This window comes from Leucobacter sp. NPDC058333 (genome assembly GCF_042726155.1).
GTDB lineage: Bacteria > Actinomycetota > Actinomycetes > Actinomycetales > Microbacteriaceae > Leucobacter.
This window is the reverse complement of sequence record NZ_JBHXHV010000001.1, coordinates 1,469,777-1,483,430: the sequence shown is the minus strand read 5'-3', so window position 1 is coordinate 1,483,430 and position 13,654 is coordinate 1,469,777. Positions and strand designations below refer to the sequence as shown.

Below are 13,654 nucleotides of genomic sequence, written 5' to 3'. Positions count from 1 at the left end.
GCAATGAGCGCGAACGACCACGATGGCGTCGACCGCCCCGATTCTGGCGGCGACTTTGAAGAACTGCAGCGCATTCTGCGCGACATGCTGTCAGGCAACGGTGGCACCCCCGCCAATGGCTTTGATCCCGAACAGTTTGCGAAGGCTGCCGGAATCAACATCGACCCGGGGGCGCTGCAGGGCTTGTTCAGCACGCTGCAGGGAGCCATGCAGCATCCGTCAGATCAAATTGACTGGTCGGTCGCTCGTAAAACTGCCATAGATGTTGCGAGCGACGGTGCTGGCAATGGCGATCCGGCCGCTGCCATGCGCGCGTTTCCCGTCGCGACGTTGTGGCTCGATGAGGCCACTGAGCTTGGGCCGACGCCTGACGCTCCGAAGACACTCTCACGCATCGAGTGGGTGCAGCAGTCAATTGACACCTGGGTGGGTCTCGCAGAGCCGGTCGCCGAGTCGATCACGCGAGCGCTCATGAACGCCCTGCAGAGTCAGATGCCCGAAGAGCTCAGTAGTGCCCTGCAGGGTGCGTCGCCAATGCTTCGCAGCGTGGGCGGCGCGTTGTTCGCAGTGCAACTCGGAACCATCGTTGGCCGCCTCTCGGGTGAGGTCGTGTCGGCTGGCGATATCGGCATTCCGCTGCTCTCGGGAGAGGGCCGCGAGGGCGGTGCGCTGCTTCCGACTGGAGTTGCCGCGTTCGCTGAGGGCCTCGACCAGGATCCAGAGACCGTGACTCTGTACCTCGCTATTCGCGAGCTCGCCCACGCGCGTCTGTTCCGCCACACAAAATGGCTGCGCTTGCACCTGCTCACCGCGATCGGTGACTACGCGCGCGGCATCAGCATCGATACTGATCGCATCGAGGAACTCGCACGCGACATCGACCCGCAGCACCCCGAGCAGATTCAGGAACTGATCTCGAACGGTGCGTTGATTCCGCCGAAAACCGAGGCGCAGGAGGCAGCTCACGCGCGGCTCGAAACCATGCTCGCCCTTGTCGAAGGCTGGGTTGACGTGGTAACCGCAGATGCCGCAAAGCGCATTCCCGGCGCTGAGGCGGTCGCCGAGATGGTGCGTCGCCGTCGCGCCACTGGCGGACCGGCGGAGCACGCCTTTGCGGCTCTCGCCGGCCTTGAACTTCGCCCGCGTCGCCTACGGGAAGCCGCAGCGCTCTGGCGCCTTGTCGGTGAGCGGAGTGACATGGCCACGCGCGACGGGCTGTGGGCTCACCCCGACCTCTTGCCGTCTTCGGAAGAGCTTGACCACCCGGCACGCCTGCTCGAACGACTCGGGCTCGCGGGTACAACGACAGACTCGGCACCCGACGACTTCGATGCCGCGCTCGCGCAACTGCTCGACGGCGAACTGCCGCCGCACGAGGGTGAGAACGGCGATTCTCGCGCGTAGCGCGCCGGGAGTGCCCCCGAGGTAGCGCGCTTCAGCTTTCCTGACACAGATATCCGCTCACAGATCGCCACGTAAGCGGATATCTGCGTTTGTGCGCGGCTTCTGTGGATAACGCCAGATGTCCGCTTGGGGTGGTCAGACTACTGGCATGGCAGCCATACTCACCCGCATCGATCCCGCGTACCCAATCTGCTGGGAAGACCCCACCACGCTGCGCATCGGATTCGAGCGTGCCATCGCTCGAATCACCTCACCAAGCGCGGGCGTGCAACGGTTCATCGGCGCGCTGCGCACTGGCGTCGACGCCGCACTGCTTCCCCATGAAGCGCGTCGTGTCGGCGCTCCGCTCGCGGACGTGCAGGCAGCGCTCACGAAGCTTGGGCCGGCACTGCTGCGCGTCCCGGTGCCCGAGCACGGCGCGAAACAGGTCACCGAGGTGCGGGCCGCGGTGTGCGACGGCGGCCGTCAGATTCCGGCGCTGCAGGCCGGGCTCGAATCTAGCGGCGCTTGCGTCTTCACCGCTGACGCATCGCACGAAGCGTCGGGTGACTTGGATCTGGTCGTGTTTGTCGAGCGCTTCTGGGAGCCGCTCGAACGTTCGCAGCGGTGGCTGATGGCGGGAGTGCCCCAGCTGCTCGTCAGGTTCACCGACGGCGCCGTGCACGTGGGACCGATTGTTGCGCCGGAGGGCGCACCCTGCCACATCTGCGTCTCACTTGACCGAATTGAGCGAGACGCAGCAACTGCCGCCCTCGCTGCTCAGCTCGCCGGCTCACAGCCGAGCAGTGAGCACCCCGAGTCAGCGCTCCTCGCCGCCGCATACGCCGCGAAATTCATACACCATTGGCGCGCGGGGGAACGGCTCGTTCACCACACGCGGGTAGTGTTGCCGGTCGCCCGCGGAATCGGCACCGCCCTACCCCGACGTGAAACGGTCGTGCCGCACACCGAGTGCGCGTGTGGGGCGCACGCCGAGCTGCACCGCGCCTCAGTGCCCCGCAGCGATCATCCCGGCCTCGCTGATGAAGCGTGACGGCTGCCGTGACGAACGGGCTCCCCCGGCGACACCCGAGAGCCTGAGCACGTCTTTCGCGCGGGTGAACGCGACGTAACAAAGCCGCCGCTCCTCATCGATTGCTGCTTCGTCCGTCGCGTGCGTGATTGGCAGCAGCCCCTCACTCAGGCCAGCGACGTGCACCATCGACCATTCAAGACCCTTTGCAGCGTGAATCGCACTCAGGGTGATGGCCTCCATGGTCGGCTCGTGCTGCGTGCGTTGGCGGGCCAGCAACTCCTCGCTGAATTCCCGAATACCTGTGCCCGGCGGCATCTCGTCGATGAGCCCGAGCAGCGCATTGAGCGCCTCCCATTTTTCGCGCTGAGCGGCGCCCTCGGGCGGCTGAGAAGACCAGCCGCCGGCGCGCAGCACGTCGCTGACGATCTGGAAAAGCGGGCGCGTGTCGGCCACCTTTGCCTCGCCACGGATGAGCATGACCGCTTGTCTCACATCGGCGCGCTCGAAGAACCGCTGCGCCCCGTGCACGCGCACGCTCAGGCCGCGCTGGCGCAGCGCCTCCTCGAATCGCACGGACTGGGCATTCGTACGGTAAAGAATCGCGATCTCAGACGCCGGGGTGCCCTCGCGCACCGCCGCCGCGATTGAATCGGCGACGGCTGACGCCTCGTCGTGCTCAGTCGCGAACCACTCGAACGTGGGCGCGGGGGCCACGACCGCCGCGCGCCCCGAGGGAGCCCCCGCAGCGTCTTCGCGCGTGGCGCGCAGCGTGAGGGCGCCCGGACGGTCCCGCATCAGCCGGTTCGCAATGCGTACGACGGGTTCCGTCGATCGGTAGTTGCGTTCGAGCCTGATCTCGCGGGCCCGAGGAAACTCCTTTCCGAATCGAAGCAGATACGAGCTCGACGCCCCCGCGAACGAGTAAATGGTCTGGCTGGCATCGCCGACCACACACAGGTCGTCGCGGTCACCGAGCCACATCCGCAGCAGTGAGTGCTGCAGCGGCGAAACGTCCTGATACTCGTCGACCGTGAAGAACCGGTACCGCTCGCGAACCTGCAGCGACGCGCTCGGCTCAGCCTCGAGCATGCCCGTCATGAGTACGAGCACGTCTTCGAAGTCAATCTGGCGACGCTCTTCGAGCAGCCCCGTGTATGCGCGATGCACGTCCACAAGTTGTTCTGCGGTAAGTCCCTGCGGAACGGGACGCTGCTCAAGTTGATCCGCGTACGCGTCGATGCTCAGCATGCGGGTCTTGCGCCACTCGATCTCAGCCGCGACGTCACGGAGCGCCTCGCCTCCGAGGCGCAGGCCGAGCGATTCGACGGCCTGCGAGATCGCGGCGACCTTGCCCGGGAGCATTTTCGGCGCGGCTCCCCCGACGAGCTGCGGCCAGAAGTGATTGAGCTGCGCGAGCGCTGCACCGTGGAACGTCTGCGCGCGCACTCCGTCGGCACCGAGCGCGCGCAATCGCCCCTGCAGTTCACCCGCGGCCTTCCGCGTGAACGTCACCGCGAGCACGCGCTCAGGGTCGTACGCCCCGGTGCGCACGCCGTAGGCGATGCGATGCGTGATTGCGCGCGTCTTGCCCGTGCCCGCACCCGCAAGAACCGCGACTGGGCCGCGGAGGCTCTCGGCAATCTCGCGCTGGTCGGGGTCGAGCGCGGCGAGAATGTCGTCGGCCTCAGGCGTCACGATTATCGGGTTCGTTCGTGGTCGTGTCGCCCTCGGCAACCCAGCGGTCTATCATCCAGCGCGCGATTGAGAGCGGCATCGGCAGCGTAAGGCTGGCATCGGGCGTGCGCAGCTCATCTCTGGTGAACCAGCGGAGCTCGGAAATCTCACTCGGATCGGGAGTGAGCGCCTCGGGATCAACCCCTGCCGCGAGACGCGCGTGGAAGCCCAACATGAGCGACCGCGGAAACGGCCACGGCTGCGAGGTGACGTAGGTGATGTCGCCGAGCCGCACTCCCGACTCCTCGAACACCTCACGCAGCACGGCCTGTTCGAGCGATTCGCCCGCCTCGACAAACCCCGCAAGCAGCGAGAACCGGCCCGTCTCCCAAAGCGCGTTCGATCCGAGCAGTACTCGGTTCTCGTGTTCGATGAGCACAATCACCGCCGGATCGGTCCGCGGAAAATGCTCACCGCCGTGCGCGTCACGACGGGCCCACCCGCCCTGCATGGCCGTCGTCGGTTCGCCGTCGCGCGATGAAAAACTAGCTGCCTCGTGCCATCGGATGAGCGCTGACGCAACTCCAATCGCTTCCCGTTCTGCTTCGGTGAGGCGTGCGCCGACCTCGAACGGGTGACACCAGCGTGCAAGTGCCTGTGAATCGCTGGACGACCCGCTCACTTCCTCGCCCGAATGCTCGGTGTTCACCGGCACTGACCGCGCGAAGACGGGATCGCCGTTGATGCGCCCGAGGTACAGGTCGGTCGCGGGCGCGTAGTCTGCATCGTTCGCTTGTCCTGCTACTGCCCAGGCGATCGCAACCTCATCGCCGTTCTCGCGCACGGGAATCTCGACACCGCGCAGGCCCAGGAGCTTTGCGGCCGGATCGTTCCAGGCAGCGGCCAGCAGATTAGGGTCCATTCGCGTTGCCGCATCGCGGTCGAGTGCACCGCTGGCGAGTGGTGGCCTAGTCGAGTTGGCGGTCATGCGTTCCCCTGTTCAAGCGCGGCCGAGGCTGGCACCGGCACGCGTCGCTGCTTCAAGTTGCTGGCGGGCTGAGACTCGGTGCGCGTGGCGCGTCGATCGAGTCGACCCGCGTGCATACCCTGAGTACATGGCCAGCATCCCTTTCACTTTAGCCGCGCTCTCCACCTCTGCGGTGCCGGGACTCGTGGTGTTCGGGGCCCGCGAACACGAGAGCGATGACTCGTTCGTTTCAGCAATCGTCGTCACTGAAGATGCTGAGCTGCTCGTTCGCGTGCCGCGCACCCAACAGGCGGAGGTGCAGCAGTCGGCCGAACTACTCGGGCTCGCCGCGCTCACCGACGGCCCGCGCAGCCGGTTGCCATTCACCGTGCCGACCGCACTCGGCATGACCCGGGCCGGCGACACCCGCGCGGTCGTGACTACCCACCTCGACGGTGCGCGGTTCGAGGCCGACGCGCTGACCGACGACGCAATTCTGTTGCAGCCGCTCGCCGAGGCGATCGCGGCGATCCACGAACTCCCCATTACCGTGGCGCAGCACGGCGGGTTGCCCGTGCGCTCTGCGCAAGACTTGCGCGTGCTCGCGACCCGACTCGTTGATCGGGCTGACGCCACGCGTCTGCTCCCAGAGACCGTCCGCCGGCGGTGGACCCACGTGCTGGAGACGGCCGACCTGTGGGATTTCACGCCCACCGTGGTGCACGGGTCGCTCGACGCCGAACACATCCGAGTCGACGAGGCGACTGTGTCGGCCATTCTGGGCTGGTCCGAGTGCTCGGTCGGGGATCCGGCAGCAGATCTGGCGTGGCTGCTCGCTGGCGGCCCGGAGGTGCTCGACGGTGTCATCGCCCGCTACGCCAGGGCTCGCAATAGTGAGTCGCTGTCGCACCTCCGCGCACGCGCCGCGCTGTACCACGAACTCGAGGTTGCGCGCTGGTTGCTACACGGTACGGAGACGCACGATCAAGCGGTCATTGACGACGCGGTCACCATGCTCGATCGCATGGTGGGAACCGGTGGCGCGCTGGGGGCTGCGTTCACGGCAGCGGTGGCTGCGGCGCCGCTCAGCTCTGACGAGGTCGTGGCGCTGCTCAGTCAGACACCCGACATTGACGATGCGCAGTCGGACACCGCCGCGTTTGAGGCGCTCGACGAAGACCGCATGTTTGGCGTCGACACCGATTTCATCGAGCCGCTCACGGAACGCGAAGGCGACTCCGACGGCGATTCAGATGCTGAAGCCACCGGTGTTATCGAAGACGTTGACAGCGCCGGTGACGGCGAGCAGCTCACCGAGCCGATCTCCGACGACGAACTGCCCGGCTCGATTAGCCGCTGAGCGTCGCCGCGGCAGAGCGCCAGATCTCCTCAAGTTCAGTGAGGCTGCGCGGTGCGTCGACGGTGAGTTCGACCCCCTCTGCGACGTAGAACAGCGACACATCGATGCGCTCGGGGTCGATGCCGGCCCACTGCGCGTACGCGTGACGGTAGAGGTCGAGCTGGAAAAAGCGAGACGCACGCTCAGTATCGTTCTTCGGCGCTCGGCCGGACTTCCAGTCGACAATTTCGAAACGGTCGTCGCTCACACGGTAGACGGCGTCGAGTTTGCAGACGAGGGTGCGCCCGGCGAACGGGAGGGTCACCTCCTGCTCGACGGCGATTGGCTGCAGGGCTGCCCAGCGTGAACGCTCGAACTGTTCGATCAGGGGCGCCAGCTCGGCGGCGTCCGGCGACATTGACCACTCAAGCGTCTCCGCGGCGTCGGCGGCCTCGGCGGTTTCAAGCGCGGGATCGGCCTGCCACGAGACCTCGTCGAGGCCGGCGAGCGGCAACTCGGTTCCCCGAACCGTAGTCGCTCGCCGTTCAACCCACTCGTGAAACCGGTTACCAACTCGGGTGCGCCGGTACGGCCGCTGCGGAACCGGCCTCAGCCGTGCGCGCTCTGCGGCGACAGGATCTTCAATAAACTCGTGGAACGTTGACGCTGTGAGACGTTCTGGCAACTCATCGTTTTGCGCTACACCGGATCGCCGTCCGGGCGCGCTCGCCGCACGTTCCGCGAGCAGCAGCCGGACCGCTTCATCGAGGGGCTCGTCGGCGATCGTTCCGCTCGCTTCTGCCTCCGCAATCGCTCCCCGCACGGCCGCGGCGGCCCGCAACACCGTCTCGGACCGCGCACCGAGCGGATCGAGCGGCCACTCGAGCGTGAGTTCTTCGCGCTCGGTCGGGTCGGTGCCAAACGCACTCGTCTCCGGCAACCCGCTGACGACACCCGCCGTCTGCAACTCCTCAAGAAACGGTGAGGGGTGGCGCGGCCGCGTGTGTCCGGCCCAGAAGGACCCGCTGAGGAGGAGTCGATCGGCGGATCGAGTCACCGCCACATACGCCAGGCGGCGCTCCTCGTCTTGGTGTCGTTCCTTCAGTGCTTCCCGGTACTCGGTGATGCGATCTCGAAGTTCCTGCTGCGTTGACGCGATGCGCCAGTTGAGCGCCGGGCGGGCGTTCGCGTCTCCGCGGAGCTCATCGGGAAGTTGCGCGGTGCGCAGCCATCCCGCTCCGGCACGCGCCTGGCCAGGAAATTCGCCGGCCACGAGACGTGGGACCACCACGAGATCCCATTCGAGTCCCTTTGATCCGTGCGCAGTAATCAGCTGGACGGTGCCGGGCGTGGGCTCGGGCACGTGCTCGGCAGCCTCGTCAGCCTCCATGGCTCGCTCGATCCATTCGAGCAGCGACGGCAGCGTGCCGTGCGTGTCGACGGCCAGGTATCCCTCGACGAGGTCCGTGAAGGCATCGAGGTTCGCGTGCGCCGCCGAACTCCCGGCAAGCTCCCGCGCCTCGTTCGCGTCGAGTTCGATATCGATACGCAGCGCTTGCACCGTCGCCCCGATCAGCTCCGCGATGCTGCCGCCGACTCCCTGACGCAGCGCCGCCAGCATCCGGCCCGCGTCGCGCAGCCGCTTTCGACCGACCGTCGTGATGCCCGCGAGCGCGCGGTGCTCAAGGTCGCGCATGCTTGCGATTTGATCGAGTGCATCGATGAGCGTGTACTGCCGGTCAGGGTCTGGCAACACTTGATCCGGCGCCCGATCTTCGGGCGTGAGCGGCCGCTGCGCGATGTCGCGCTCACCGAACCAGCGGGCTGCTTCACGGAGACCGGCGAGGTCTGCCACGCCGATTCGAAAGCGCGGGCCGGCGAGCAGCCGAATCAGGTCGCCCCCGGCATCTGCGTACCAGAGGCAGCGCAGGGCACTCACGACATCCGTGACCTCCGGGGTGGTGAGCAGCCCGCCGAGGCCGATGATACGCGCCGGCACCCCCGCATCGGCGAGCGCCGCGGCAAACGCCGCCATCGCGCTGCGCGTGCGAAAGATCACGGCCGCCGTCGGGAGTACGCCGTGCCTCGCGAGGTGTTGCTCGCGCGCCTCGCGCATCCACTCGGCCACCGCGAGTCGCTCCTCGTGCACCGTTTCGGGAAAAAACCACTCGACACTACCCGCACCCGCTCCCGGGCGGGGAGCGAGCACGGGAACGTCGATTGCCGCATCCGCCGCGAGCGGCGCAGCGATCACGTTTGCCGCGTCGAGCACTCTGCCGGGGTTGCGCCAGCTCGTCGATAGCGTGAGAGTGGCGCGCGAATCGACTGCCGATTCACGACTACGGGCTGCGAAGTCAGTGTGAAACGATTGCAGCCCCTCGGCGGAGGCTCCGCGCCAGCCGTAGATCGATTGGTGCGGGTCGCCAACGGCCATTACCGAACAGCCAGCGAAGATTCGCGACAGGAAGCGCGTCTGACCTACCGATGTGTCTTGCACCTCGTCAAGCAGCACGACTCGATGGCGGCGCCTGAGCACGCGGCGGGCATCGGTTGATCCGTCGAGCGCGGCGGTCGCGAGTGAGAGCTGGTCGGGGAATTCAATGACACCGCGCCGCTGCTTTTCGGCAGCATACTCACGCGCGAGCCGCGTGATGAGCGGGGTTTCAGCCAGGCTCGCGACCGCGTCGCGAACGGCCGCGTATTGCTTTCCGCTGGGTTCGCTGCCAAGTTCTTTCTCGTTGTAGGGCAAGTGCTGCACGCGAGCGAATTCCTCGATGACGCGATCGACGCGATCGAGCGATGTCAGGTGGTCAGACACCGCGTGGTCGATCCCGAGCATGTGCCGAATCAGCTCGGGCACGCGCAGCTCACTCTCGACGAGACCGGGGTCGCGACTCGTGAGCAGCACCTCTCGAGCAATGCGCCAGGCGGTCGCGGTGTCGATGACGGCGGCTCCCGGGGCGACGCCCGCTGCAATGCCGAATTCTTGCAGCACGCCGGCGGCGAATGCGTTGTACGTACTCACCTCGGGGATCTCGAGCCCGTCGGCGAGCAATTCTCGGAGCACACCAGAGCGCGCGAACTCCTCGGGTGACAGCGCGCCACGTTCTGCGGCGTCACCGAGGCGATCGGCAAACGCTGCGAGCCTCCCCGAGATGCGTTCACGCAATTCACCCGCCGCTTTTCGAGTAAATGTGAGCCCGAGCACCTCGTCGGGCGCGGCAAGGCCGTTTGCGACGAGCCACACCACCCGGTTGGCCATGGTTTCGGTCTTGCCACTCCCGGCGCCAGCGACGACGAGCGCCGTGCCACCTAGCGGATGCTCGATCACCGCGCGCTGCTCGGCGGTGGGCGTCAGCGGCACCGCAGGCGGCACCGCCAGAATCTCGGCGATGCGCGCGGCTGAGAACACCGGCGTCGCGTCCTGGCCGGTCACGCGTGACTCACAGACGGGATCACGTGCAGACGGCAGCTACCGGGCTGATGCGGGTCAGAACAGTGGTGTTCAACGCGGGCTGTGAACGTGCCTGCCGCCATCACTCGAGCAATCTGCGACACCCGAGTCGTGAACGCCTCGCGTGCCTCGTCAGAGATGGGCTGCTGCACACGTTCGACGAAGCCGGCGCCTTTCGCCGCGTCGGGGTGCACGTAGAGCAATCGCGCTCCCCCGCTCACGGGCTCAGAATCGTGCTCTCGCTCGTGCTCGTGTCCGAGTCCGTGCGACTCAGACGTGCTCGGTTCGGACCCAACCTCGGCTTGCTCGCTCGCTGAATCAATCTCAAAAGCACCGAGCAGCACACCGAGTTGATAGGCCTGCAGCTGCGCGTGCTCCTGCGCGGCAACCTTGCTTGGCGGGGTGCGCCCGGTCTTCAAGTCGAGCACCGTGATCTCCATTTCACCGTCGCGATTCTCTCGCTGTTCGAGCCGGTCGGCCACTCCCCTGAGTTCGGCGCGGTCGATGGTCGCGCGAAACATCGCCTCGCGCCCCAGCAGCGTGCGATCGGAGCCCTCGAACTCCCTGAGATAGTCGGCCAGACCGGCCGTCATCGCCCGTGCGAGCCGCTCGGTGCGTTCTGATTCCCACTCCGCGGCAAACGGAAGCTTGCCCCACTCGTCACGCACTGCCGCGAACAGTTGTTCGGCGTCGGGCTCCGTTGCGACCTCGAACGCATGATGTAGAAGTGTGCCGAGACTCGCCTGCACGCTCCCAGCGCCCCCGCCGAGGCTCGACACCGCCCAGTCAAGCGGACAGTTCTCGGCACGTTCGAGCTGCGAGGGGCTGACCCTAACACGCGCGTCTGGGTCACCGTCGAGGTCAATCAACGGTGCTGCTGTGCTCGGCGACATCACCCCGTACCAGTCATCGGGGTGTGCCCCTGGCACCTCGGCGTCAGCGAGCGCGACCAGTGCACGCAGTGCGCCCGTGTCGGTGACGTCGCGAGCGGCGCGTCGACGCATCGCCGCGACCTGTCCCCTGAGCGTGAGCCTGGTGCTCGGCAAGCCCTCGACTAAGTGATCGCGGCCGAAGCCGAAGAACGCGCTCGGGTATTGCTGCTCGTCAGCGACGGCAACGACGAGTAGCTCACGCCGTGCTCGCGCGCAACTGTGAGCGAACAATCGCAATTCGTCGTGCATCGTGTCGCGCCGTGACGGCTGGGCGGCGGCTCCCCCAAGCAACCAGCGTTCCAAGGCTGTCGTGCCAAGCAGCGACCCGCGTGAGCGCAGATTGGGCCACGCGCCATCTTGTGCGCCGATGAGTGCGACGATGTCGAACTCGCGGCCGATCGCGCCCTGCGGTGTGGTCACTGTTACTGACGTTCGCTCACTACGACGAGCCAGAGAGTCTTCGGGAACCGCGCTCTCCAACAGGTCACTCAGCAGCGCTTCAATTGGCTGCGCGCTGTCTTGCTCCTCGTGGCGCTGCAGCGCGAAGAACAGTGCCATCACCGCATCGAGTGAGCGGTTCGCCTCGTCAGCGCGCGCACCTTTGATCGCGAGCGCGTCTTCCTGCCAGTCACGCGAAAGTCGCGTGCCGTCCCAGATTGCCCACAGCACCTCACGGGCGGTTCCGCCCGCCTCACGCACGCGCGTTGCCGACTGCGCAATCAGCCCAATGCGGCGCAGCACACGACCGCCTGCACTGTCGATGAGCGGAGTCGCACCGGGAAACGCGACCGCCTCCCGTACAAGCTCATCAATACTCGCGGGTGCCCTATTCGCTGCGGCAGCTTCGCGGCGTTCGAGCAGCACCAGCGCGCCGCGCAGTCGCCGTACCGCGACGGGGTCAAGGCCTCCAACAACTCCGCCCACCAGCTGCAAGATGTCGTCCGCCGTCAAGGACGCGATGCCGAGCGCGTGCTGCAGCAGCCGAATCAGCTCGCGCACAATGCGGTGCTCACGCAATACGAGACCGCCCGCCGCAATACCGGTCGGCACCTGATGCACCGCAAGCGCCCGCGCCACACGGGTCGCCTCGCTTCTGCTGCGACAGACCACCGCCATGTCACCCCAGTGAAGCGGTACCCCGCCGTCGAGCCCGAGGTGTCGTGCGCGGAATCGATGCGCGATTACTCCGAGCTGCTCAGCCGGCGATCCCACGCGGGCAAACTGCACCGCTGCCCGTGCCGGCACAGCAGCAGGGTCAGTCTCGGTCTCGTGAGCGTTCGCCTCGCGCTGCGACCCGGCGCCTGCAGCCCCGATGCGCGCTGTCACGCTCTGCACGAAACCTCGCAGCTCAGTGCCGTGGCGGTGCACCGTCGCAAGCGTCACCCGCGATTCGGGGGCCGCACCCTGTCGTTGAGTGGCGCGCACGACTCCTGGCGATTGCCGGCGCGCGAGCGTCGTCGCGACGCCCGATAGCATTCCACTTCGCTCGCCCTGGAACGCGCCCGTCGCCGTGTCGGGGTCGCCGAACGCCCACACGCTGCTGCCGACAGCAGCGCAAGCGGCGAGCAACGAGAGCGCCCCCTCGCCGAGCTCTTGCGCATCATCGATCAAGATGAGTCTCGGCACCGCAAACCCATCGCCCGGTTCGGCGTCGGATCGGACGCCGTGCTCGCGCACGGCGGCGCTGGCCGCGCGCAACATGGCACTCGAACTGAGCTCACCCGGCCTGCGATCGGCAGCGCGCTGTGCCGCCTCCTCGAGCAACGCAAGCGCCGCGGCCCAGCGCTCGACCAGCTCGCTGCCCGGGCCCTCACTAAACGCGGCACCGGCGGCGGCATCTCGTGCGGCTGCGAGCTCAGCAACGAGTTCCGCCGGGGAGCGATCGAAATCATCGAGAATGCGCGCGAGGTCGCGCAACTCAGCACGGAACGCCGGCGTCGCGAGCACCTCGGGCACGAGCCCCGTCGTATGCGCAAACGCCGCCGCACGCCCACTAACGCCCGATTCTGCGATCACCTCCGCGAGCAATTCGTCTTGCACCGTGCCGGTGAGGAGGCGAGGAGCGTCGATCCCTGCTCGAGCATGTTCACGCGACAGAATCGCGAACCCCAGCGAGGCCGCGGTGCGCACCGGGGTTCCGCCGATCGCGCGCCCGATGCTGCGCTCGAACCGCGCGCGGAGGTCTGAGGCGACGAGGCGGTTCGGTGCGATTGCAATGACGTCGTTTTCGCCCCAGCCCGGGCGTTCGATTGCTCGCCGGTAGACCTCGACCAGCACGCGTGTCTTACCGCTTCCGGGCGCACCGAGCACGCGCGCGTGCGCGTCAACATCGAGCTCTATGGCGCGGAGCTGCGAGGGATCGAATGCGGGCATATCGTCAGCCTACTGACGGGCGCCGACACTGACGGTCGCACACACGCCGACGCGGCGGAGCGGTGCGCTGGTGGCGAACGTCGACCGCTTCGCGGGCGCCCAGCTAGTCGTCAGCCGTAGACTCGACAACGATTCGACCCGTGGCTCAGCGCCACTGACTTCAGGAGGCCCCGTGGAAATCCGCATCGGTATCAAGCATTCGCCCCGCGAGCTCGCGTTCGACACCGACTCGAGCGCCGACGAGGTTCGCCGCGTCGTCGAGGAGGCCATCACGAACAGCGCCGCACTCGTTTCGCTGTCCGACGTGAAGGGTCACCAGTACCTCGTAAACACTGAGGCGATCGCCTACATCGAGCTCGGCGGTGAGGGCGGCCGCAAGGTCGGCTTCATCAGCTGACTCGCTCGCAACGCGACGCAGCCCCCGCAATCCGATCAGGATCGCGGGGGCTGCGTCGTTCTCAGCGTCGCCCGACCGTGCCCGCACAACCCCGCTGAC

8 protein-coding genes are annotated in these 13,654 nt (G+C 67.0%); 4 read left to right on the top strand and 4 right to left on the bottom strand.

Annotated features, from left to right (window positions below; all coding sequences use genetic code 11):
- Positions 1-3: 3 nt before the first annotated feature.
- Both ACFWHR_RS06965 and ACFWHR_RS06960 read left to right on the top strand, forming a co-directional pair.
- The gene (locus tag ACFWHR_RS06965; protein WP_382447539.1) at positions 4-1,404 is read left to right on the top strand and encodes a zinc-dependent metalloprotease; all 1,401 of its coding nucleotides are present in this window, start codon (positions 4-6) and stop codon (positions 1,402-1,404) included.
- Between the two features lie 148 nt (positions 1,405-1,552).
- Positions 1,553-2,437 carry a hypothetical protein gene (locus ACFWHR_RS06960; protein WP_382447538.1) on the top strand — a complete coding sequence of 295 codons (885 nt, stop codon included), beginning with the start codon at positions 1,553-1,555 and terminating at the stop codon, positions 2,435-2,437.
- Here ACFWHR_RS06960 and ACFWHR_RS06955 read toward each other — a convergent pair.
- Complete coding sequence (locus ACFWHR_RS06955; RefSeq protein WP_382447537.1) at positions 2,393-4,114, bottom strand: ATP-dependent helicase; 1,722 nt, start codon at positions 4,112-4,114, stop codon at positions 2,393-2,395. The two genes, ACFWHR_RS06960 and ACFWHR_RS06955, sit on opposite strands and share 45 nt — an antisense overlap.
- The gene (gene nudC, locus ACFWHR_RS06950) at positions 4,104-5,081 is read right to left on the bottom strand and encodes an NAD(+) diphosphatase (RefSeq protein ID WP_382447536.1); all 978 of its coding nucleotides are present in this window, start codon (positions 5,079-5,081) and stop codon (positions 4,104-4,106) included. The genes ACFWHR_RS06955 and nudC overlap by 11 nt, the downstream gene beginning before the upstream one ends.
- A 127-nt stretch (positions 5,082-5,208) precedes the next feature.
- Between nudC and ACFWHR_RS06945 the strand changes: the two genes are divergently transcribed.
- Positions 5,209-6,420, top strand: coding sequence for a phosphotransferase (locus tag ACFWHR_RS06945; RefSeq protein WP_382447535.1), 1,212 nt, complete (start codon positions 5,209-5,211; stop codon positions 6,418-6,420).
- On the opposite strand, the gene ACFWHR_RS06940 is transcribed toward ACFWHR_RS06945, so the two are convergent.
- Positions 6,410-9,835 carry a UvrD-helicase domain-containing protein gene (locus ACFWHR_RS06940; protein WP_382447534.1) on the bottom strand — a complete coding sequence of 1,142 codons (3,426 nt, stop codon included), beginning with the start codon at positions 9,833-9,835 and terminating at the stop codon, positions 6,410-6,412. The two genes, ACFWHR_RS06945 and ACFWHR_RS06940, sit on opposite strands and share 11 nt — an antisense overlap.
- Entirely contained in the window at positions 9,832-13,158 is a 3,327-nt protein-coding gene (locus tag ACFWHR_RS06935) for a PD-(D/E)XK nuclease family protein (protein ID WP_382447533.1), read from the bottom strand. The genes ACFWHR_RS06940 and ACFWHR_RS06935 overlap by 4 nt, the downstream gene beginning before the upstream one ends.
- 70 nt (positions 13,159-13,228) lie before the next feature.
- Between ACFWHR_RS06935 and ACFWHR_RS06930 the strand changes: the two genes are divergently transcribed.
- Positions 13,229-13,555, top strand: coding sequence for a DUF3107 domain-containing protein (locus tag ACFWHR_RS06930; RefSeq protein ID WP_382447532.1), 327 nt, complete (start codon positions 13,229-13,231; stop codon positions 13,553-13,555).
- The last annotated feature ends 99 nt before the right edge of the window (positions 13,556-13,654 follow it).